General features: G+C 69.1%; 22 protein-coding genes. 14 read left to right on the top strand and 8 right to left on the bottom strand.

Annotation, left to right across the window (positions count from 1 at the left end; translation table 11 throughout):
• Positions 1 to 136 precede the first annotated feature (136 nt).
• The 6 genes from rplS to ACYVIO_RS40205 all read left to right on the top strand — a co-directional run bounded on the left by rplS (position 137) and on the right by ACYVIO_RS40205 (position 3,591).
• The gene (gene rplS, locus ACYVIO_RS40230; RefSeq protein ID WP_460656275.1) at positions 137 to 487 is read left to right on the top strand and encodes a 50S ribosomal protein L19; all 351 of its coding nucleotides are present in this window, start codon (positions 137 to 139) and stop codon (positions 485 to 487) included.
• 136 nt (positions 488 to 623) lie between these two features.
• Complete coding sequence (gene lepB / locus ACYVIO_RS40225) at positions 624 to 1,253, top strand: signal peptidase I (protein WP_460656274.1); 630 nt, start codon at positions 624 to 626, stop codon at positions 1,251 to 1,253.
• Positions 1,250 to 2,020 carry a signal peptidase I gene (gene lepB, locus ACYVIO_RS40220; RefSeq protein ID WP_460656273.1) on the top strand — a complete coding sequence of 257 codons (771 nt, stop codon included), beginning with the start codon at positions 1,250 to 1,252 and terminating at the stop codon, positions 2,018 to 2,020. The genes lepB (ACYVIO_RS40225) and lepB (ACYVIO_RS40220) overlap by 4 nt, the downstream gene beginning before the upstream one ends.
• Positions 2,021 to 2,031: 11 nt before the next feature.
• The gene (locus ACYVIO_RS40215) at positions 2,032 to 2,496 is read left to right on the top strand and encodes a hypothetical protein (protein ID WP_460656272.1); all 465 of its coding nucleotides are present in this window, start codon (positions 2,032 to 2,034) and stop codon (positions 2,494 to 2,496) included.
• Positions 2,493 to 3,191 carry a ribonuclease HII gene (locus ACYVIO_RS40210; RefSeq protein WP_344183748.1) on the top strand — a complete coding sequence of 233 codons (699 nt, stop codon included), beginning with the start codon at positions 2,493 to 2,495 and terminating at the stop codon, positions 3,189 to 3,191. The genes ACYVIO_RS40215 and ACYVIO_RS40210 overlap by 4 nt, the downstream gene beginning before the upstream one ends.
• A gap of 76 nt (positions 3,192 to 3,267) precedes the next feature.
• Positions 3,268 to 3,591 (top strand): DUF2469 domain-containing protein, encoded by a 324-nt coding sequence (locus ACYVIO_RS40205; protein ID WP_012922325.1) that lies wholly within the window; start codon positions 3,268 to 3,270, stop codon positions 3,589 to 3,591.
• A gap of 158 nt (positions 3,592 to 3,749) precedes the next feature.
• On the opposite strand, the gene ACYVIO_RS40200 is transcribed toward ACYVIO_RS40205, so the two are convergent.
• On the bottom strand, positions 3,750 to 4,514 hold the full coding sequence (locus tag ACYVIO_RS40200) for a phosphotransferase (protein ID WP_460656271.1): 765 nt from the start codon (positions 4,512 to 4,514) through the stop codon (positions 3,750 to 3,752).
• A 93-nt stretch (positions 4,515 to 4,607) separates the two neighbouring features.
• On the opposite strand from ACYVIO_RS40200, the gene ACYVIO_RS40195 reads away from it, so the two are divergent.
• Entirely contained in the window at positions 4,608 to 5,375 is a 768-nt protein-coding gene (locus ACYVIO_RS40195) for an SDR family NAD(P)-dependent oxidoreductase (protein ID WP_460656270.1), read from the top strand.
• 1,226 nt (positions 5,376 to 6,601) lie between these two features.
• On the opposite strand, the gene ACYVIO_RS40190 is transcribed toward ACYVIO_RS40195, so the two are convergent.
• The 6 genes from ACYVIO_RS40190 to ACYVIO_RS40165 all read right to left on the bottom strand — a co-directional run bounded on the left by ACYVIO_RS40190 (position 6,602) and on the right by ACYVIO_RS40165 (position 13,719).
• The gene (locus ACYVIO_RS40190) at positions 6,602 to 7,594 is read right to left on the bottom strand and encodes a LysR family transcriptional regulator (RefSeq protein ID WP_460656269.1); all 993 of its coding nucleotides are present in this window, start codon (positions 7,592 to 7,594) and stop codon (positions 6,602 to 6,604) included.
• 345 nt (positions 7,595 to 7,939) lie between these two features.
• Entirely contained in the window at positions 7,940 to 8,551 is a 612-nt protein-coding gene (locus ACYVIO_RS40185; RefSeq protein ID WP_460656268.1) for a hypothetical protein, read from the bottom strand.
• Positions 8,552 to 8,567: 16 nt separating this feature from the next.
• Positions 8,568 to 9,680: a DNA-processing protein DprA gene (dprA, locus tag ACYVIO_RS40180; protein ID WP_460656267.1), complete on the bottom strand. Its 1,113-nt coding sequence runs from the start codon at positions 9,678 to 9,680 to the stop codon at positions 8,568 to 8,570.
• A 347-nt stretch (positions 9,681 to 10,027) separates the two neighbouring features.
• The gene (locus ACYVIO_RS40175) at positions 10,028 to 11,608 is read right to left on the bottom strand and encodes a YifB family Mg chelatase-like AAA ATPase (protein ID WP_460656266.1); all 1,581 of its coding nucleotides are present in this window, start codon (positions 11,606 to 11,608) and stop codon (positions 10,028 to 10,030) included.
• Entirely contained in the window at positions 11,608 to 11,967 is a 360-nt protein-coding gene (locus ACYVIO_RS40170; protein ID WP_460656265.1) for a YraN family protein, read from the bottom strand. The genes ACYVIO_RS40175 and ACYVIO_RS40170 overlap by 1 nt, the downstream gene beginning before the upstream one ends.
• A 141-nt stretch (positions 11,968 to 12,108) precedes the next feature.
• A complete protein-coding gene (locus ACYVIO_RS40165; protein ID WP_460656264.1) occupies positions 12,109 to 13,719 on the bottom strand; it encodes an APC family permease in 1,611 nt (536 codons plus the stop codon).
• 137 nt (positions 13,720 to 13,856) lie between these two features.
• Between ACYVIO_RS40165 and ACYVIO_RS40160 the strand changes: the two genes are divergently transcribed.
• Together ACYVIO_RS40160 and ACYVIO_RS40155 are read left to right on the top strand one after the other, a co-directional pair.
• A complete protein-coding gene (locus ACYVIO_RS40160) occupies positions 13,857 to 14,795 on the top strand; it encodes a tyrosine recombinase XerC (protein WP_460656263.1) in 939 nt (312 codons plus the stop codon).
• A 153-nt stretch (positions 14,796 to 14,948) separates the two neighbouring features.
• Positions 14,949 to 15,428: an RrF2 family transcriptional regulator gene (locus ACYVIO_RS40155; protein WP_460656262.1), complete on the top strand. Its 480-nt coding sequence runs from the start codon at positions 14,949 to 14,951 to the stop codon at positions 15,426 to 15,428.
• 9 nt (positions 15,429 to 15,437) lie between these two features.
• Here the strand turns inward: ACYVIO_RS40155 and ACYVIO_RS40150 are convergent, their stop codons facing one another.
• Complete coding sequence (locus tag ACYVIO_RS40150) at positions 15,438 to 16,235, bottom strand: M23 family metallopeptidase (protein WP_460656463.1); 798 nt, start codon at positions 16,233 to 16,235, stop codon at positions 15,438 to 15,440.
• Positions 16,236 to 16,654: 419 nt separating this feature from the next.
• Between ACYVIO_RS40150 and rpsB the strand changes: the two genes are divergently transcribed.
• From rpsB to ACYVIO_RS40125, 5 genes are all read left to right on the top strand, one after another.
• The gene (rpsB, locus tag ACYVIO_RS40145; RefSeq protein ID WP_460656261.1) at positions 16,655 to 17,653 is read left to right on the top strand and encodes a 30S ribosomal protein S2; all 999 of its coding nucleotides are present in this window, start codon (positions 16,655 to 16,657) and stop codon (positions 17,651 to 17,653) included.
• 336 nt (positions 17,654 to 17,989) lie between these two features.
• Positions 17,990 to 18,808, top strand: a complete 819-nt coding sequence (gene tsf, locus ACYVIO_RS40140) for a translation elongation factor Ts (protein WP_460656260.1) — start codon at positions 17,990 to 17,992, stop codon at positions 18,806 to 18,808.
• A 54-nt stretch (positions 18,809 to 18,862) separates the two neighbouring features.
• On the top strand, positions 18,863 to 19,624 hold the full coding sequence (gene pyrH / locus ACYVIO_RS40135) for a UMP kinase (RefSeq protein WP_344183774.1): 762 nt from the start codon (positions 18,863 to 18,865) through the stop codon (positions 19,622 to 19,624).
• A gap of 164 nt (positions 19,625 to 19,788) precedes the next feature.
• Entirely contained in the window at positions 19,789 to 20,343 is a 555-nt protein-coding gene (gene frr, locus ACYVIO_RS40130; protein WP_460656462.1) for a ribosome recycling factor, read from the top strand.
• Complete coding sequence (locus ACYVIO_RS40125; protein WP_460656259.1) at positions 20,343 to 21,176, top strand: phosphatidate cytidylyltransferase; 834 nt, start codon at positions 20,343 to 20,345, stop codon at positions 21,174 to 21,176. The genes frr and ACYVIO_RS40125 overlap by 1 nt, the downstream gene beginning before the upstream one ends.
• The last annotated feature ends 1 nt before the right edge of the window (position 21,177 follow it).

The following is a 21,177-nucleotide window of genomic DNA, read 5'->3' as shown; positions in this document are numbered from 1 at the left end:
CGTGTGGCAAACTTGGTCGCTGTTGCCAGTGCGATGCTCCTGCCACAGGGGGTGACCATCGCACAGCGACATCCTTCAGCTTCTCACCACCTATTTCGTGGGTGACCTGTGGCACGCGCGAGAAAGCGAACACCTGATGACCAACGTCCTGAACGAGCTCGACAACGCGAGCAAGCGTGACGACATCCCCTCCTTCCGCCCCGGCGACACGGTCAACGTGCACGTCAAGGTCGTCGAAGGAAGCCGCTCCCGCGTCCAGGTGTTCAAGGGCGTCGTGATCCGTCGCCAGGGTGGTGGCCTGCAGGAGACCTTCACGGTCCGCAAGGTCAGCTTCGGCGTCGGCGTCGAGCGCACCTTCCCGATGCACACCCCGATCGTCGACAAGGTCGAGGTCGTCACCCGCGGTGACGTGCGTCGCGCCAAGCTGTACTACCTGCGTGAGCTGCGCGGCAAGGCCGCGAAGATCAAGGAGAAGCGGGACGCCTGAGTCCTAGCGACGACGGTCAGGTATGGCGCCGAGCACTGCGACTCGCGCTCGCCCGGTAGCCAAGAGGGCACGTCGCAGCAAAGGACGACATCGCAGGCTCAAGCAGCGCAACCCGCTGCTGAGCCTGCTGATCGAGATGACCACGGTGACGGTGCTCGCCCTGGTCATCACGGTCGTTCTACGGCTTTTTGTCGCCGAGGCGTTCTACGTGCCCTCGGAGTCGATGTACGACACGCTCACGACGAACGACCGCATCCTGGCCGAGAAGGTCAGCTACCTGCACCGTGACGTCGACCGGGGCGACATCATCGTCTTCAAGGACCCCGCGAACTGGCTGAACGAGGAGCAGGCGACCCCCGGTCCGCTGCGCCGGGTCGGCGAGTTCGTCGGCATCCTGCCGCGCAGCGGTGAGGGTCACCTGGTCAAGCGGGTGATCGGGCTGCCCGGCGACCGCGTGTTCTGCTGCGACCGGTCTGGCCGGATCATGGTCAACAAGATCCCGCTCGACGAGCAGGAGTACCTGCTGAAGGACGCCAAGCCGTCGCTGCAGCCCTTCGACGTCGTCGTACCGCCAGGTCACCTGTGGGTGATGGGGGACAACCGCGCCGAGTCGGCCGACTCCCGCGCCCACATGGGCGGTCCCGGTGGTGGGTTCGTGCCGGTGGAGAACGTGGTTGGCCGGGCCTGTTGCGTAATCTGGCCGTCTGACCGGATGACGATGCTGCGTCCTCCGGAAACCTTCAAGAAGCCGGGGCTGAAGAAGTGACCGATACATCGACCGAGGCGACGCCCGACAAACCCACCCACCGCTCGGGGCTGGCCGCCGCGGCCCGCGAGTTCGTGCTGATCGTGGTCGGAGCGCTGATCGTCTCGTCGATCCTGCGGGCGTTCGTCGGGCAGATGTTCATCATCCCGAGCGAGTCGATGCAGAACACCCTGCTGGTCGGTGACCGGGTGGTGGTCGAGAAACTGACGGACGTCGAGCGCGGTGACGTCGTCGTGTTCGAGGATCCGGGCGGCTGGCTGGGCACCGAGGAGAGCGGCCAGAAGCGCGGCTCGATCGGCCGGTTCTTCGAGGTCGTCGGTCTGCTGCCGGACTCCAGCCACGGTCACCTGATCAAGCGCCTGATCGGCATGCCGGGCGACAAGGTCGCCTGCTGCGACGAGAAGGGCCGGCTGATGGTGAACGGCAAGCCGCTCGAGGAGTCCCAGTACCTGTACCCGGGTGACGCACCGTCGGCGATGGAGTTCCAGGTCACCGTTCCCGCGGGCAAGATCTTCGTGATGGGCGACCACCGCTCGGAGTCCGGCGACTCCCGCGTGCACCTCAGCGACACCGGCCCCGACGGAGGCAACCCCGGCGACGCCGCCTTCGTCCCCCTGGACAAGGTCACCGGCCGCGCGATCCTGGTCGTCTGGCCCGCCAGCAACTTCTCCAAGCTCGGCGTCCCCGACACCTTCAAGTCGATCCCAGCCGCCGCCGGCCCACCCCCGGCCAAGCCGTCGATCTCCCTGACACCACCCCCCAAGTAAGCGGAGCCCCCGTGCCCCTCACCGCACACCCGCCCACCGCCGTACGGCGCTCCCCGCTTCCTCACGCCCCCACCTGTCGACCGGCGGACACCCGCGCGCCCGGCGCCGCCGACGGCGACCCGCTGGCGAGCAGCCACGCGTCCGGCGCCGCCCACCGGCCGGCGGGCACCTACGCCCCCGCGCCCGGAGCCCGTCCGTTGGCGGGCACCCACCCGTCCAGCACCGCCGGTGCCGACCGGCTGGCGGGCACCCACGCGCCCGGCGCCGCCGGTGCCGACCGGCTGGCGGGTAGCCACGCGTCCGGCGCCGCCCACCGGACGGCGGGCACCCACGCCCCCGCCCACCCGGCGGCGGTTGGCTGGCTGGCCCAAGTACCGGCCCTCGATGCCTCCACGCACGGCCTGGCGGTCAGCTCGATGCGTCGTACTTCCTTCCGTGGTGGTGTTCGCCTGTGCCGTGTCGGGAGACTCGGATGAGCGCTCTCCCGCGCGGCAGCACCATTCGCCGCGACGCGGGCCTGTACGGCTACGAGCGCGCGCTCCGGCGCGTCGGCCTCGACCCGATCGCCGGCGTCGACGAGGCCGGGCGGGGACCGTGCGCGGGCCCGCTGGTTGCCGCGGCAGTGATCCTGCCCGACGGCAAGCGCGGCCAGATCCCGGAGCTCGCCGACTCCAAGCTGCTCACCGCCAAGGCGCGTGACCGCTGCTACGACCAGATCCGTGCCCGCGCGCTGGCCTGGTCGGTCGTCTCGATCGAGGCCGACGAGTGCGACCGCCTCGGCATGCACGTCGCGAACGTCCAGGCGCTGCGCCGGGCGCTGTTCCGCCTCGACGTGCGGCCGTCGTACGTGCTGACCGACGGCTTCGGCGTCGACGGCCTCGGCGTACCGGGCCTGGCGATTTGGAAGGGCGATCGGGTCGCCGCCTGCATCGCTGCCGCGTCAGTGATCGCGAAGGTCACCCGCGACCGGATCATGCAGCACTGGGACTCGGTGTACCCGGAGTACGATTTCGCGGTCCACAAGGGGTACTGCACGCCCGAGCACCAGGCGGCACTGGACAAATACGGCCCGTGTCCACAACATCGACGCCGATTCGAGAATGTCCGCCGCAGTCTGCGGCCCGATATGGGACAGAATGTGACCAGTCCCACCGGAGTGGAGAGCCGATGAGCGAGCGTAGCGAGCGAACAAACAGCAGAGCCGCCCTAGCGCTCGCGCCGCAACCGAGCGCCAGCGAGGTGAAGGCGTGAGCGCTGACGACCTCGAGAAGTACGAGACCGATATGGAGCTACAGCTCTATCGGGAGTACAAGGACGTCGTCGGGATCTTCAAGTACGTCGTGGAGACCGAACGGCGCTTCTACCTGTGCAACGCCGTGGACCTCAAGGTCCGCACCGAAGGCGGCGACGTCTACTTCGAAGTGACGATGGCCGACGCCTGGGTGTGGGACGTCTACCGTTCGGCCCGCTTCGTGAAGAACGCCAAGGTCGTCACCTTCCGCGACGTGAACATCGAAGAACTGGCCAAGTCCGACCTGGAAGTTCCCAAGGACTCCGACTTCGGCCGCTGACCTCACCCTGAGCGGGCGTCTCCCAGGAGACGCCCGCTCAGGGCGTCAGCACGCCTTCTTCCAGCCCGTACGGCGTGCAGCGCGCGGTGCCCTCGGGTTCGCCACGTACGCCGTCAGCGCGTTGGCCAGGGCGCCCGCGCAGTACGCAGCACAGCCCGTCAGTTCAGCGCCCGCTCGAGCTGCTCTTTCCGCGTCTCCAACCACCGCAGCTCCGCCGCGTAGAACTCGAGCGACACCGCGGAGTCCTGCGGCCCCAGACCCCATCCTTCGACCCGCCCGGCCTCCCGCAGCTTGAACTGCACCAACGCCGGCACCAGCCCGCTCCGATCCTCGAGCCCGCACGCATCAGCGAACACCCGCAGCCGCGCGCCCAGATCCGGCACCTCCTCGAACCCGGCCTCGATCAACTGCCGATTGGACTCCAACGGCACGAATGCCCAAGCAGCCCCCGCGACATCCAGCAACGGCGTCGTCGGCCGGCAGGCATCCCAGTCGATGAACGCCACCGGCCGCCCGTCGCGGTACACGGTGTTCCACGGCCCGAGATCCCCGTGCGACATGATCTCGCCATCCTTCAGCGCGATCCCGGGCGGCACGAATCCCTCGCTGGCCGCGTGCAACCGCCGCAGCAACGTGGCAACCTCCACGAGCGCCGCCTCCGACCGCATCTCCGCCGTCAGCGGATTCCCCTTGCCGGGCGCCCACTCAGGATCCGCCGCCACGACACCTGCCACGTAGCTGAGGACCTCGACCCCGTCCTCCACCCCGAGCACCCGCGGTGCCCCTTCGAATCCCACAGTCTCGAGATGCCGCAGGTAGGCATGTACCAGCGGCGACTCCGCGCCGACCTGCCGCCGTACCGTCTCCCCGCGGCGAACCACCGCAGGATTGTTCCGTCCACCGGCCAGCACCTCGTCGCCCATCTGCCCACCTTCGTCGATCGATACCGCTGAGGTATCGCTGCCGTACCCGGACCGTCATTGTTCCGCGCCTCGGGGGCTGGTGGAGTTTGTTGCATGAGACAACTTCAGGACAAGGTCGCGGTCATCACCGGCGGCAGCGCGGGCATCGGCCTCGCCACGGCCCAGCGGTTCACCGAGGAAGGCGCCACGGTCTACATCACCGGCCGTCGCGCAAGCGAGCTCGAGGAAGCCGCCCTCGATTCCGGTGCCATCGCCGTCCAAGGTGATGTCGCCAACCCCGCCGACCTCGACCGCCTCTACGCCCGCATCCAGGCCGACGGCCACCGCATCGACGTACTGGTCGCGAACGTCGGCGTCGGCGACTTCGTCCGCCTGGAAGACGTCACCGAGGCCCACTACGACCGCATCTTCGACACCAACGTCAAAGCCACCCTTAACACCGTCCAGAAGTCCCTACCCCTCCTCAACGACGGCGCCTCGATCGTCCTCGTCACGTCGATGGCCCACACCACCAACCAGGAAGGCCTAGGCGTCTACTCCGCCTCCAAGGCCGCCGTCCGCTCCTTCGCCCGCACCTGGTCCAAGGAACTCGGCCCCCGCAACATCCGCGTCAACGCCATGGCCCCCGGCAGCACCGACACCCCCGCCGTCGACGCCTCCCTGATCGCCGCCGGCCTCCACGACGAACCCACCCGCCAAGCCTGGAAAGCCAACCACGTAGCCACCATCCCCCTCGCCCGAATGTCCCACCCCGAAGAACAAGCCGCCGCCATCCTCTACCTGGCCTCCCCCCAAAGCACCTACACCACCGGCACAGAACTAACCACCGACGGCGGCACCACCGCCGGCCTCAACCCGTAGCTCCAGCCGACCCAAAGCCCCACAACGCCGGCGTCAGCCGCGGCGGCCGACACCCCGCCACGGCTGCGGCGCCAACCGCAGCCGCGCCCCCCGCTCTGGCGTCCACCCCGCAAGCCGCAGCGTCGCCCGACGTCCTCAACCTCAACCTGCAGACCTTCGCCGTCGGCTCGCCTCTTGCCATCGCCCTGACTGCAGCCGACAACCCACCGACCGCACCCAGGCCGCCGGAACCGACCCCGCCACCATCAACCACCACCCACACAGCCATCGATCCCACCGCCCGCCACCGGGTAGCCGGTGGCCGTCTCGCCCCTCAGCCACTCGCACCAGCCTGCCAAGACCAGCCCTCCGTCGCCGACCTCGGCTCGCCACCCTCGACACCGCCGTCCACAGCCTCCACTCCTAGCGCGTTCGCCGATCCTGGAGGCATCGCCGTATCAGCCCACGTCGGCCCCACGTCGGCCTCGCGCGGCACCGGCGCGGTGCCCGCTCGTCGCCGTTTCGGCCCATTCAGTCACTAGCACCTGCCCGTCGGGGTCAGCCTCCGCCGCCGACCCCGGCTTGCCAACCTCGACGTGGCTGTCTGCAGACGCCAGCTCTTCGGCCGTTCGCCGACCTCGAGGTACTGCCGCCCCAACCCATGGCGGCCGCCGTCGGGCGCTCCCGAGCACCTCGGCTTCACGTGGCACGGCCGTCGTCTGACTCAGCTGGCCAGGGCGTTCGCTTAGACCGGCTGCGTTGCCGTTGCACCGCACGGCAATGGCCGCGCCGACACCTCCCGGCGCGGCTATTGCCAAGGGCGAGGACGCGAAGATCTCCATCCGAGCACGCGGCTGGAGGGCGCGAGGTTCCAGAGCGGACGCAGTCGGCGAGCGCGTTCGCCGGCTCCAGAGGCATCGTTGTTCCGTCGCACAGCGATCCCCGCCCAGAGGCACATTCGCAGCGTCAGCCCCGCTCGGCATCGGTAGCCAGTTCCCACCTGGAGGTCATGCCCAGCGGTGGGTTCCGCGTGTCGCGGGTCCAGGCGAGTTGCCGACGCCCTGGCCAAGCGGGCCGGGATCGCGTTCTCGCTCGACGCTGGCGACCACACGAGGTCGTCCTCGCTCCGGCCCGCGCCCTCCGTTGCTTTTGGAGGCCCCGGCGGCTGAGGTAACGGCGGGCTTGGGTGAGGTTGGGGCGGATCTGTCCGTCAGGCTGGTTGCTGGACGCGGGGCCGGTCCTGCCGATCAGGCTGGCTGCTGGAAGTGGGGAATCGCGGGGACGGGGGAGTCGGCGGGTGTTGTCGCTTCGGCTGGGGAGAGGGCGGGTGCTGTGGCGGGGGAGAGGGCGTGGGGCGTGGCTGGGGTGGGAGAGAGGGCGTGGGGGGCGGAGGTTGGAGAGAACGGCTGGCTTGTGGCGGGTGTGAGGCCGGGGTGGTTGGTGGCTGTGGACCGGGTGGTTCGGGTGAAGTTGGTGCGGGTTGGTGGGTGGGCCTCGGGGTGCCAGGCGAGGACCAGACGGGTCGTGGGGGCGTCGAGGACTGGTACGGCGGTGACCGTTGGGCCGGTTCGGGTGGTGGCGCTGGCGCCTACGGTGACGATGCGTTCGCCGATGGAGACCTCTTCGACGAGCTGGTCCAGGGTGTCCGTGGGGTTGCAGGCGGGGCGGAAGGTTGGATCGCTTGTGATGTCGTCGAGGGTGACGGTGGTGCGGGTGGCCAGAGGATGGTCTGTGGGCAGGAGAACTACCGTCCGCTCCTCGGCGATCTCCGTGTGGGTGTATCCGCGGAGATCCCCTCGTCCGCACATCAGCGCGACATCGGCCGCACCGGCGTGGACCTGCTCCAGCGGGTCGCTGCTGAAGATGACTTCGACCTCGGCAGCTCCAGGCTGACGCCGATAGGCACGAAGGGCACCCGCGAGGAGCCCGGGCCCAACGCCCGGCCGGGTGGCAACGACAAGCCGATGCGGACGCCCGGTGCGTTGCGCACTCACCACCGCCGTATCAATCGCCTTCAGTGCTTTACGGCTCTGCGCAAGAAAGGTCGCCCCAGCCAGGGTGAGGCCAACCCGCCGACTCGTCCGCTCGAACAGCTGCACACCCATCCGTCGCTCAAGACGCCCGATCGCCCGAGACAACGGCGGCTGCGCAATCCCAAGCCGCTCAGCAGCCCGCCCGAAGTGCAACTCCTCAGCCACCGCAACGAAGTACTCGAGCTCCCGCGTCTCCACCCGTTCCATACCCTCAAGGTAACAATCGCCCGAAGAAGTCCCGGGCCCCAACGCCTGGGATACGCGGCTGGGAATTTGTCGACAGAGCCAGCGCCTGCACAAGCCTCGGTGCTCAATCGACCGGGTCTTTCGGCGGTAACAGCCGAACCACTCGCCGGTGCCGGTGCCGGTGGCCGTGTGATGGGTGCGGTAGCGGTAGCCGTGGCCGTGGCCGTGTGGTGGGTGGGGTGGCGATAGCGGTGGCCGTGGCCGTGTGGTGGGTGTGGTGGGTGGGGTGGCGGTAGCTGGCGTGAACCCGCTGCCGGCCCAATGGCAGACGCGGCGTCCTCCTCGTTTGCGTCGTGGGCGCGGTGGCTAGTAGCAGGGCCAAGTGGCGATTGTGGGGGAAGTGCTGAGGAGGACTGGGGTTTCTTTGGGGAGGTGGTCGGCGGCTAGGGCCATGGCGGTTAGGCGGGCGTGGCCTTCTAGGACTACCAGGTGAGAGCTGGTGTCGGCTCGGACGCAGATGATGGGTGGCCAGGTGGCGCCGTTGCGGAATTGGGCGGCGAGGTCCAGGAAGTTGTTGGTGGGCATGTGGTCGAAGACCAGGCCTCCTTGGCGGATGAAATCGACGGCGTCGGTGGGGCGGCGGGCGCCGTTGGTGAGGGCGGTCCAGTAGCTGTAGTCGATGTAGAGAACGTTGAGGAGTTCCGCTGGGGTGAGGGTGACCAACTGCCAGCTGAGGTTGTCGGGGAAGTCGGCGAAGAGCTCTCGGTTCTGGCGGTAGCCGCGGTAGTCGCCGAGCAGTTGTCGGCACTGCTTGTTTTGCTGGGGGTTGGTGAGGTCTGGGGTGGTGAGGAGGGCCTCTAGGTAGCCGTGGGTGGTCAGGGTCTTGGTAAGGGCCGGCCTGAAGCGGGGTGAGGTCAGTTCGGCGGCGAGGAAGGTCGCGACCATCTCGTCCTCGGTGGCTGGTCGGAGGGTGCGCATGAGGTTCATCCTGCCGTCAGGGGGAGCGTCTTTGGGTGCGGGAGAGGCGCCAGCCGGAGTCCTCGTAGGTGATGAGGTTGGCTTGGCTGAGGGTTTCCAGGCATTCCTGGACGGTGTCGTGGTCGAGGCCGGCGACGCTGGCGATCTTTGTGGACGTGGAGGGGCGGAGGACTGGGACGGCGTCGAGGGTGCGGCGGAGGTCGTGGTCGAGGGCGTCTTCTGGGGTGGCGGGGGTGTGTGGGTACGGGGTGAGGTGCTGGCCCAGGGGCGAGATGGCTTCGAGGATGTCGGCTACTGAGCTGGCCAGGGTGGCGTTGCGTTCTCGGATGAGGAGGTGGGTGCCTTCGGACATTCGAGACGTGATGGGGCCGGGGACCGCGAGGACTGGGCGGCCGCACTGTTCGGACCAGTTGGCGGTGTTGAGGGCTCCGCTGCGGATGGCGGCTTCTACGACGACGGTGCCTTGGGTGGCTGCGGCGATGAGGCGGTTGCGGGCGAGGAAGCGGAGCTTGGTGGGGGAGCAGCCGGGTGGGAGCTCGCTGACGAGCAAGCCTTCGCCGACGATGCGGTCGAAGAGAGTCCCGTTGCTCTTGGGGTAGGGGATGTCGACGCCGCAGGCGAGCACGGCGATGGTGGTGCCGGTGCTGGTCAGGGCGCCGCGGTGGGCGGCGGCGTCGATGCCGTACGCGCCGCCGGAGACGATGGTCGTGCCGCGATCGCCCAGACCGGCGGCGAGTTCGGCGGCGGCGTTCTCGCCGTACGACGAGCACGCGCGGGCGCCGACCATGGCGACTGAGGACTTGAGCAGGTCGCGGAGGTTGGGTGTGCCTCTGACCCAGAGGCCGTACGGCGTGCCACCGCGGCGGGCTTGCTGGCCCGCCTCGGTGAGTACCTCGATCTGGTCGGGCCATTCGTCGTCGCCGGGGATGACGAAGCGGGCGCCGGCCTTGTGGGCGCGGGCGAGATCATCTTCGGCGGAGACTCGGGAGAGGCGGGAGGACCAGCGTTCCAGGCCTGGCGCCTTCGTGCGGAGGAGTTCCCAGATCTCCACCGGTTCGAGGTCGGCGAAGGTCTTCAGGGTGGCGGGGTCGCCTGGCTCGATGACTCGGGACAACGCCGCTCTCGCCATCCGGTCCTCGTCGGAAGGAACCGGACGGTCGAGGGCTGTGGAGGGGGCGTTGCTGGAGGCAACTACCAGGTCGCGGGCGGGCGGGGCAGGTCGGACGGAGGGGAGAGGACGCCCCGGCTCGCTCCGGGGACCAAGCTCCGGATCCTCCGGACGGCCAAGCTCTGGACGGCTCGGAGGGCCGAGGTCCGGGTCGCCAAGCTCCGGAGGGCTCGGAGCGCCAAGCTCCGGATTGCCCGGGGGACCAAGCTCTGGATGGTTCGAAGGGGCAAGGTCCGGATGGCTCGGGGGACCGAGGTTCGGGTGGCTTGGGTGGGTGAAGGTGCTGGACTGCTGGGTGGGGTTGTCGGTCATGTGGGGAGGGGCTCTCTGAGGGGGCGGATGTCTTCGAGGGGTGTCAGGGCTGCGCCCGTGCGGAGTTGGAAGGCTTCGTGGGTGAGGGCGGGGGTCGGGGTCGGTTCGGCTGCCAGGTCGGTGAGGGTCCAGGCGAGGCGGACTACCCGGTCGAGGCCTCGGGCGGTGAGGCGGCCTTCGGCGTAGTGGGCTTCGAGGATGGATTGGCTGGTGGCGTCGAGCGGGAACTCACGGCGCAGCACCGGGCCGGGGACCTCGCTGTTGAGTTGCCAGGGCGTGTCGCGATACCGGCGGGCCTGCCGATCGCGGGCAGCGCGGACGCGGGCGGCGACATCGGCGGTGGACTCGGGCAGGTCACCGGCGCCGATGCCTCGGGCGGCGGGGAGGATCTGGCGCTGGATGTCCATCCGGTCCTTGATCGGGCCGCTGATGCGTTGGCGGTACCGGTTGAGGATCTGGGGTGTGCAGTTGCAGATGCCGGTCGGCGTGCCGGATTGTCCACAGGGACAGGGATTCGCAGCCAGGACCAGGAGGAACCGGGCCGGGAACTTGGCGACGGCGGCCGCGCGGTGGACCTCGACGAAACCGGACTCGAGCGGCTGGCGCAGGGTGTCGAGGGTCAGTGGGTGCATCTCCGGTGCTTCGTCGATGAACAGGATGCCTCGGTGCGCGCAACTGATCGCGCCGGGGCGAGGGACTCCGGAGCCTCCGCCGACCAGGCTGACCAGGGACGCGGTGTGGTGTGGGGCGATGAACGGTGGGCGGGTGACGAGCTCTGCGTCGTTGGTGAGGAGACCGGCCAGTGAGTGGACGGCGGAGACCTCCAGGGATTCGTCGGTCCCCAGGTCGGGCATCAGCCCGGCGAGGCGCTCGGCGAGCATGGTCTTGCCGGAACCGGGTGGGCCGTAGAGGTACAGGTGATGGCCGCCCGCGGCGGCGGCTTCGATGGCGCGGCGGCCTTCGCGCTGGCCGAGGACGTCGTCCAGGTCGACCTCGGGGACCCTGGTGAGGGACTCCGACATCAGGCGTGGCTCGGCGCGGGGTGGCTCCTCGTCGGGGATCTCCTCGCCGCGGATCATCGCGAGCACCTGTCGCAGCGAGCGCACGCCGTACACGCTGATGTCGGGGACGAGGCGCGCCTCGTTTGCGTTGAGCTCCGGCACGATGATGCGGGTGAAACCGGCGCGGGCGGCGGCGAGCGTCATCGCGAGAGCGCCGCGGACTTCGCGGATGCGGCCGTCGAGGCCGAGCTCTCCGATGATGGCGCAGTGCCGCAGCTCGCCGATCGGGAGGACGCCGCTGGCCGCGAGCAGGGCGCACGCGATCGTGACGTCGTAGTGCGAACCGGTCTTGGGCAGGGTCGCGGGGGACAGGCCGATGGTGACCTTGCGGTCGGGGAACCGCTCGCCGCTGTTGACGACGGCCGCGCGGACGCGGTCCCTTGCCTCGGACAACGAGGTGTCGGGAAGCCCGATCAGCGTGGTCTTGGGCAGGCCTTGGGCGATGTCGGCCTCGACCTCGACGAGATGGCCTTCCAGGCCGACGAGGGCGACGGACCAGGCCTGGGCGAGGGACATCAGCCCACGCCCCTCAAGTGCTCGATGGTGGGTCTGGCGCCGCCGGGCGGGACCAGGACGGCGATCACGTCGATCCTGATCTCCGGTGGGTGGAGCTCGTGTTCCTGCAGCCAGCGGCCGACCAGGCGGCGCAGGGTGCTGAGTTTGCGATAGGTGACCGACTCCAGGGGACTGCCGTACCCGAGGCCGCGTCTGGTCTTCACCTCGCAGACGACCAGGGCCCGGCCGTCGCGGGCGACGATGTCGATCTCGCCCTGCTCGCAGCGCCAGTTGCGCGCGAGGATCGCGAAGCCCTGCTGGCTGAGATGTTCCGCGGCGAGCTGTTCGCCGTACTGCCCGACTGCATCTTTGGTCCGCATCGATGACCACCTCCGACCTAGAAGATGCCGGGATCGGACGCGGATTCGAGGGCGAGTTCGCAGCTGTGGACAACGAATGGCTGTGGACAACGAAAACGCCGGCCGGGCCCGAGGGCCGGCCGGCGTTGGTGGTGCGGTGGGTCAGTTGCGCATGTGTTTGCCGCGGTTGGACTTCGGTGGCGTGCGGTCGACGCGGAGCTCGGTGGGCTCGTGGCGAATGACCTGCAGGCCGCCGGTGCCCGGGTCGGTGTCGCCGACCTCGAAGTCCCAGCTCTCCTCGTTGGCCAGGCGGCTGTGCCAGCGGCCGTAGAGGCCGTAGATGGCCAGGCCGATCAGCATCCAGATGCCGAACTTGGTCCAGGTGCCGGTCTTGAGGTTCAGCATCAGCCACAGGGTCGCGGCCAGCGACAGCAGCGGGATCAACGGGACCAGCGGGACGCGGAAGCCGCGTTCCAGGTTCGGCTCGGTACGACGCAGGCGGAGGACTCCGACGGCGCAGAACGCGAAGCAGAACAGGGCTCCGATGACCAGCAGCTCCTCGAGCTCGACCACCTTCGGGTAGAGCGTGAGGAGCAGTGCGGCGACGCCGGCCGCCGTCGCCGCGCGAGCGGGCGAGGAGTAAACCCGGCTGACCCGGCCCAGGCTCTTCGGCAGCAGCCCGTCACGGCCCATGTTGAACAGCACGCGGCTCTGCGCGATCAGTACCACCATGATCACGGTCGACATCGCCAACAGAGCCCCGAGATTGACCACGTCCGCGGCCCAGCCGACTCCGACCGCCTCCAGCGCCTCCGAGACCGGTGCGCCACCGCCGAGCTGCCCGTACGGGCGCAGGCCGACCAGGACGACCGCCATCGCGACGTACAGAACAGTGACGACCACGACGCCGAGCAGCATGCCCTGCGGGACTGTCTTGCGCGGGTTGCGGGCGTCCTCGGACGCGGTCGCGATCAGGTCGAAACCGATGAACGCGAACACGATCGCGCTGGCCGCGGTGAAGATGCCCATCAGGCCGAACGAGCCGAACGACGAGTCCAGCATCCAGCCCAGCAACGTCGGGTTCGCGGTGGCGGGGGCCGGACGCTCCATCGGGACGAAGGGCTTGTAGTTCTCCATCTTGATGTGCGTCGCGCCGACCACCACGACCAGCAGGATCACCGCGACCTTGGCCGCCACGACGACGGTCAGCACGCGGGACGACAGCTTGGTGCCGGTGACGATCATCGCGGTCAGCAGCAGGATCAGCAGCGGCGCGACGAGGTTCACCTTCGCCTCGGGGCCGAAGAACTGGGCCAGCCCGTCGGGCAGGACGACGCCGAAGCCGTTCAGGGTGGCCAGGAAGTACGCGGACCAGACCCGGGCGACGATCGCGGCGGCGGTGACGAGCTCGAGCACGAGCGCCCAGCCGACCAGCCACGCCCACATCTCACCGAAGGTGACGTAGCTGAAGGTGTACGCGCTGCCGGACACGGGAATCGTCGACGAGAGCTCGGCGTAGCACGCGGCTGCCAGCAGGCAGACGAGCGCCGCGACCACGAACGACAGGATCACGGCAGGGCCGGACACGTTCGCGGCCTGCTTGCCACTCAGGCTGAAGATGCCGGAACCGATCATCACACCGAGGCCGAGCACGACAAGGTCGCGTCGGCCGAACAGACGTGGGAGTCGGTGCCGAGCCTCCTCGACTCGAGTGAACGCCGACTCGACCGGCAGGCGCCGGCCTACGGTCTGTCCGTTCGCTGAGGGGGCCATGGTCAGGGGTGCCTCCGTTGCTACTAGGGCAATCGGGCCGAACAGTAGTCGACCGGGGGACTACGGGCCAGACCCTCCTTCGTGTCGCTGCCGCGCGGCTGCTTGCGATGCCGGGGCCGCTCACGCATGGTCGAGCCATGGCACCGGACGACGTCAGCCAAGAGCCCTCCGTACCGGAGGAATTCGCTGTGTTACTGGCTGACTACGAACGGCATCTCACGGCGGAAAGAGGCCTCAGCGAACATTCGGTCCGAGCGTACATGGGTGACGTCACCGATTTGATCGATCATTTGAATCGGCTTGGTCACGATGAGCTGGACGCGCTCGACATCCGCGGTCTGCGGTCCTGGCTGGCCAAGCAGCAGAGTCTGGGCAAGGCGCGCAGCACGATGGCGCGGCGGGCCACGGCGGCGCGGGTCTTCACCGCGTGGGCCCAGCGGACCGGGCGGATCGCGACCGATCCAGGCGCGCTGCTGGCCAGTCCGAAGGCGCACAAGACGCTTCCGGGCGTGCTGGGGCAGGCGGATACGCGGGCTGTGCTGGATGCGGCGGCTGTTGCGGCGGACGACGGGAGTCCTGTCGGGCTACGGGATCTGGCGATCATGGAGCTGCTGTACGCGACGGGGATCCGGGTTGGTGAGTTGTGCTCGCTGGATCTCGATGAAGTTGATCGGGGCCGGCGCGTCGTTCGGGTGTTTGGTAAGGGGCGTAAAGAGAGGTCGGTGCCGTACGGCGTACCGGCGGGTGCGGCGTTGGAGTCCTGGCTTGCCGTGCGGGCGCAGCTGGTGAGGGACGGGAGTGGGGCCGCGCTGTTCCTCGGGGCGCGGGGTGGGCGGATCGATCAGCGGACGGTACGGCGGGTTGTGCATGCGCGGATCGGGGCTGTGGATGCGCCTGATCTGTCGCCGCACGGGTTGCGGCACACGGCGGCTACGCATCTGCTCGAGGGTGGGGCGGATCTGCGGAGTGTGCAGGAGTTGCTCGGGCATGCGTCGCTTGCGACGACGCAGGTGTACACGCATGTGTCGAGCGAGAGGTTGCGCGCGGCGTACCAGCAGGCGCATCCGCGGGCTTGAGGTCTGGGCTCCGGTTGATCGGTGGAACGCGTTGAGGATCCTTGCGGTGATAGGCGGGAGCCGTGCTTCGAGAGGCGGATCCGGTGCTTGTCCTGAGCGGGGGTGCGGCGGGGTGATGGGCGGGCGGTGCGGGAATGGGGCAGACTGCGGGCCATGCGGGTTTCGGCAAAATCTGACTATGCGTTGCGGGCGTTGATCGAGATCACCCAGCGCTGGGTGGCCAACGATCCCTCGGTGGTGTCGGCGGAGGAGCTCAGCCGGCAGCAGGGCATTCCGCACGGGTTCCTCCAGGGGATCCTTGCCGATCTGCGGCGGGCGGGTGTGCTGACGAGTCAGCGCGGGCAGTCCGGCGGGTGGAAGCTGGCGGTGGACCCGAACGAGGTCTCGGTGGCCGACGTGATGCGTGCCGTCGACGGGCCGATCGTGAGCATCTCGGGGGTCCGGCCGGAGAGCGTCGACTACAACGAGCGGGCCGTCGTGCTGCAGCGGGTGTGGATCGCGGCGCGGGCGAGCCTTCGGGACGTGCTCGAACACACCACGCTGACGGACCTTGCCAAGGGCAAGCTTCCGGCGGGGGTCGAGCGGCGGTCGAAGGACGAGGACGCTTGGCAGGCGCGGGTTCCTGGGAGTTGATCGCACTGGTCAGTGGTTTCTGATCAGGATTGTGGCGCCGAGGGTTGCCAGGGCGCTGAGGGCGACGAACACGGTTGGTAGTGGGCTGTGGGTGTCGGCTTGGGGTGTCGGGGCTTGGGGTTGCGCGGTGGGTGAGTCGGCTCGGTTTGGTGGCTGGGGAGGCTGACATGCAGGCGGGCAGGTTGCTTGTGGCTGAGGCCGCTGCGCCGGCAGAAGAGTTGTGGGGTGTTGGCCCAGTAGCCGGTGTGCGGGTGGTGTCGGTGCGCTGATGTGGTCGGGGCGCGGTGGTGGCGGGCCGGGGTGGTCGGGGGTCTGCTGTGGCGCGTCGAGGGGCGGCGGCGGTGCGCCGGGGTGGTCGGGGGTCTGCGGTGGTGTGTCGAAGTGGTGTGGGGTGGCGGGGAGTAGGCGGACTGGTTGGGCTGGTAGGAGGCTCAAGGGGTTTAGGTAGGTCTTTCCCTCCAAGAGGCCCCAGTGGAGGCAGGTTTTGGGGGTGCAGTGGGAGGCGGCTGCTGAGAGGTGGCCTATGGGTTGGGCGGCGTGGACTGTGGTGCCGGTGGGGACGGATGGGATCACTGGCTCGTAGGTGGTGCGTTGGGGGCCGTGGGTGATGACCACGACGCTGCGGCCGGCTACGGGGCCGGCGTAGGTGATGGTGCCGTTGGTGGCGGCGAGGACTGGTTGGCCGGGCGTGCCGGCCAGGTCGATGCCTCGGTGGCCGGGGAGCCAGGGCTTGGCGGGTGGGTTGTAGGCGTGGACGATCCGGGGGCGTGGATCGAGGGGCCAGACAGCATCCGGGAGTTGTGGCATGAGGGGGCGCAGGACCGCCGGAGTGATTGGTGCCAGGTCAGGCGTCAGGAGCGGTGGGGTGAGGGGCGCCAGGAGGGGTAGGGCGAGGGGGGCCAGCAGGGGTGCCAGGGGGAGTGGGGTCATGCTGGAAAGGTGCAGGTGAGACGGCGAAAACCGCGGGGTGAATCGGGGGCTGTGGACAGGGTGGGGGCCGGTTCGACCAGGGGTGGCTTGTCGCGTAGACTTCTGGTGGCGTCCCACCTCGGTGGGGCGACTTCGCACGCCTGCACACATCCGAATCCCCTTGGTCCCGGTTCGCCGGGGAGGGATTCGCGCGGGCGTCAGGCGCGACGGACCAACCCCGGTCCGCCGCGGGACAACCGAGACAGCGTCTCCGAGACGGGTAACCCGTGCGGGGCGCGACAGGAGAGAACCACGTCATGGCCGTCGTCACCATGAAGCAGCTGCTCGAGAGCGGCGTGCACTTCGGGCACCAGACCCGCCGCTGGAACCCGAAGATGAAGCGCTACATCCTCACCGAGCGCAACGGCATCTACATCATCGACCTGCAGCAGTCGCTGTCGTACATCGACCGCGCCTACGAGTTCGTCCGGAGCACCGTCGCCTCCGGCGGCGCGATCCTGTTCGTCGGCACCAAGAAGCAGGCCCAGGAAGCGATCGCCGAGCAGGCGACCCGCGTCGGCATGCCCTACGTGAACCAGCGCTGGCTGGGCGGCATGCTCACCAACTTCCAGACCGTCAACAAGCGGCTCCAGCGCCTCAAGGAGCTCGAGCTGCTGGACTTCGACGACGTCGCCGCCTCCGGCGTGACGAAGAAGGAGCTGCTGCAGAAGCGTCGCGAGCACGACAAGCTGCTCAAGACCCTCGGCGGCATCCGCGACATGGGCCGGGTCCCGTCCGCGGTCTGGATCGTCGACACCAAGAAGGAGCACCTCGCGGTCGACGAGGCGCGCAAGCTCAAGCTGCCGATCATCGGCATCCTGGACACCAACTGCGACCCGGACGAGGTCGACTTCCCGATCCCGGGCAACGACGACGCGATCCGCTCGGTCGGCCTGCTGACCCGCGTGGTCGCCGACGCCGTCGCCGACGGTCTGATGTCGCGTGGTGGCCAGGGCGCTGCGGCGGCCGGCGAGGAGCTGGGCGCCGAGGAGCCGATGGCTGCTTGGGAGCGCGAGCTGCTGGAGAGCCAGAACGCCGCCGCGGCCGCTCCGGCCAAGGCCGACGAGGCTCCGGCCGCGCCGACCGAGGCTGCTGCCGCCGAGGCCCCCGCTGCTGAGGCTCCGGCCGCTGAGGCTCCGGCCGCTGAGGCTGAGGCTCCGGCTGCCGAGGCCGCCGCGACCGAGGCGCCTGCCGCCGAGGCCACCGAGGCTCCGGCCGAGGCCGCTGCCGACGAGGCGCCGAAGACCGAGGCCTGATCCCGTTCCGGGCTGCCGGCTTCCTCCCCTGACCCGCGAGGGTCCTGGACAGGAAGCGGCGGCCCGGACCAGGAACGGCCCGGACCGGGCGGAAGCCGCGGATCGCGAGATCCCGGCAGACGTTCCGCCGTACGACGGAAACCCAGTACGACGGAAAACCGCAGCACGACGGCCCCACCGGCGAAAGCCCGGGGCCACCGGTCCGACGAAGGCTTCACAGGATCGACAAGGTTCCGGTCCCCACCGGATCAGGAACCCCGATCGCCCGGCACCGCTTCGGCACCCGGGCGGCGACCCACCCAGCTGATCGCACCGACTAGATCGAGAGAACGAGGAATGGCGAACTACACCGCCGCTGACGTGAAGAAGCTCCGCGACGCCACCGGCGCGGGCATGATGGACGCGAAGAAGGCGCTCGAGAGCACCGACGGCGACTTCGAGAAGGCGATCGAGGAGCTGCGCATCCACGGCGCCGCCAAGGCCGCCAAGCGTGGCGCCGAGCGGTCGGCCACCAACGGCCTGGTCGCCGCTGCCGAGAACGCGCTGGTCCAGCTGAACTGCGAGACCGACTTCGTCGCCAAGAACGAGCAGTTCCAGCAGCTCGCCGCCGACATCGTCACGCACGCGTCGGCCAGCAAGGTCGGCGACGTCGAGGGTCTGCTGACCGAGAAGCTGTCCGACGGCAAGAGCGTCGCCGAGAACATCGAGGCGCTCGCCTCGGTCATCGGCGAGAAGCTCGAGCTGGGCAAGGTCGCCGTGTTCGACGGCAAGGTCACCGCCTACATGCACAAGCGTGCGGCCGACCTGCCGGCCCAGGTCGGCGTCCTGGTCGAGTTCGAGGGCGACGACGTGGAGGCCGCCCGTGGCGCCGCCATGCAGGCCGCCGCGATGCGCCCGCTCTACACCAACCGCGACGAGGTCCCGGCCGAGACGGTCGAGAACGAGCGCCGGATCGCCGAGGCGACCGCTCGCGAGGAGGGCAAGCCGGAAGGCGCCCTGCCGAAGATCGTCGAAGGCCGGGTGAACGGCTTCTACAAGGAGGTCGTGCTGACCGAGCAGTCGTCGGTCCAGGACAGCAAGAAGTCCGTCAAGGCCGTTCTCGACGCGGCCGGCGTGACCGTGAAGCGGTTCGCCCGCTTCGAGGTCGGCGCCTGACCGTCATCGGTTAGGACGAGACAGCACAGCATCATCGACGAGGAGGCCGGAATCGTGACGGAAACCCTGGGTACCGAGACGAATCCGGCCTCTTCGCCGTTCGATCCGGCCTATCACCGGGTGCTGCTCAAACTGTCGGGCGAGGTGTTCGGCGGCGGCAAGCTCGGCGTCGACCCCGACGTGGTGAACTCGATCGCCAAGCAGATCGCCGAGGTGGTCCGGGCCGGTGTCCAGGTCGCCGTGGTGGTCGGCGGCGGCAACTTCTTCCGCGGCGCCGAGCTGCAGCAGCGCGGGATGGAACGCAACCGCGCCGACTACATGGGCATGCTCGGCACCGTGATGAACTGCCTGGCGCTGCAGGACTTCCTGGAGAAGCTGGGCGTGGAGACCCGGGTCCAGACCGCCATCACGATGGGCCAGGTCGCCGAGCCGTACATCCCGCGCAAGGCCGACCGGCACCTGGCCAAGGGCCGCGTCGTGATCTTCGGCGCCGGTTCCGGCATGCCGTACTTCTCCACCGACACCGTCGCCGCCCAGCGCGCGCTGGAGATCGGCGCGGAGGCACTGCTGATGGGCAAGCAGGGTGTGGACGGGGTCTACGACTCCGACCCCAAGACGAACCCGGACGCGGTCAAGTTCGACCAGCTCTCGTACGACGACTTCCTGGCCCGCGGTCTGCGGGTCGCCGACGCCACCGCGATCAGCCTGTCCCGCGACAACGCGCTGCCGATCGTGATCTTCGGCCTGGAAGAGGGCAACATCGCCCGCGTCGTACGCGGCGAGAAGATCGGGACGGTCGTCTCCCCAGGCCAGTGATTCGGCTCCCCGGGCAGTGCAACCGGGCGGTCGTCTCCCCGGGTGAGTGAGCCGGGTACTAGGATCACCGACACGCGGACCGACGTCCGCGCGCAGGTGAGATTGCGTTCGTAGGGTTTGAGCGGCCGCACCGACGCGGCCCCGAGGAAGCGAGGAATGTCGTGATCGACGAAGCACTCCGCGAAGCCGAGCAGAAGATGGCGAAGGCCGTGGAGGTCGCCAAGGACGACTTCGCCGCGATCCGTACCGGCCGGGCGCACCCGTCGATGTTCTCGAACATCGTCGCCGACTACTACGGTTCGCCGACGCCGCTGCAGCAGCTGGCCGGCTTCCAGGTCCCCGACCCGCGGACCGTGCTCATCTCGCCGTACGACAAGGGCGCGATGGCCGCGATCGAGAAGGCGATCCGCGACTCCGACCTGGGCGTGAACCCCGGCAACGACGGCTCGGTGATCCGGGTCTCGATGCCGCAGCTCACCGAGGACCGCCGCAAGGAGTACATCAAGGTCGCCAAGACCAAGGGTGAGGACGCGAAGATCTCGGTCCGCTCGATCCGCCGGCACGCCAAGGACGCGATCGACAAGTCGGTCAAGGACGGCGAAGCCGGCGAGGACGAAGGCAAGAGTGCTGAGAAGCGGCTGGACGGGATGACGAAGAAGTACGTCGACTCGATCGACCAGCTGCTCAAGCACAAGGAAGCCGAACTGCTCGAGGTGTGATGGGCCTCGACCAGAGCCCGCCTGCGCCGAGCCGCGCCGGGCGCAACCTGCCCGCCGCGATCGGCGTCGGCGTCGGCCTCGGTGCGGTGATCATCGGGTCGCTGTTCTGGCAGAAGTCGCTGTTCGTCCTCGTCGTGCTCGCCGCCGTCCTGGTGGCCGTCGACGAGATGATCCGCGCGCTCAAGACCAGCGGTGCCACGATTCCGCGGATCCCGGTGCTCACCGGTACGACGGCGATGCTGGTGGCGGCGTACTTCGGTGGACCGATGGCGCTGCTGGTCGGCCTCGCGCTGACCGTGCTGGCGACGATCTTCTGGCGGATGCCGAGCGGCTCGATCGGATTCGTCCGCGACGTCACCGCCGGGGTGTTCCTGCTCGCGTACATCCCCCTGCTCGCTGGGTTCGCTGTCCTGCTGGTCCAGCCGGACAGTGACGGGCCCGAGCGGGTGGTGACGTTCTTCCTGGTTGTCGTGGCCAGCGACGTCGGCGGCTACGTCGCCGGCGTGCTGTTCGGCAAGCACCCGATGGCGCCGACGATCAGCCCGAAGAAGTCCTGGGAGGGCTTCGCCGGTTCGACGCTGGCCTGCATCGGCGCCGGCATCGGGGCGGTCGTCTGGCTGCTCGACGGCAACTGGTGGGCCGGCGCGATCGTGGGTGCCGTGGCGGTGCTGACGGCAACGGTCGGCGACCTCGGCGAGTCGATGATCAAGCGCGACCTCGGGATCAAGGACATGTCCAACCTGCTGCCGGGCCACGGTGGCGTGATGGACCGGCTGGACTCCCTGCTGGCCACGGCTCCGGCCGTGTGGCTGCTGCTCCACCTATTGGTTTGAC

Source organism: Kribbella endophytica (assembly GCF_054781295.1).
This window is presented reverse-complemented; position numbering and strand designations above follow the sequence as displayed.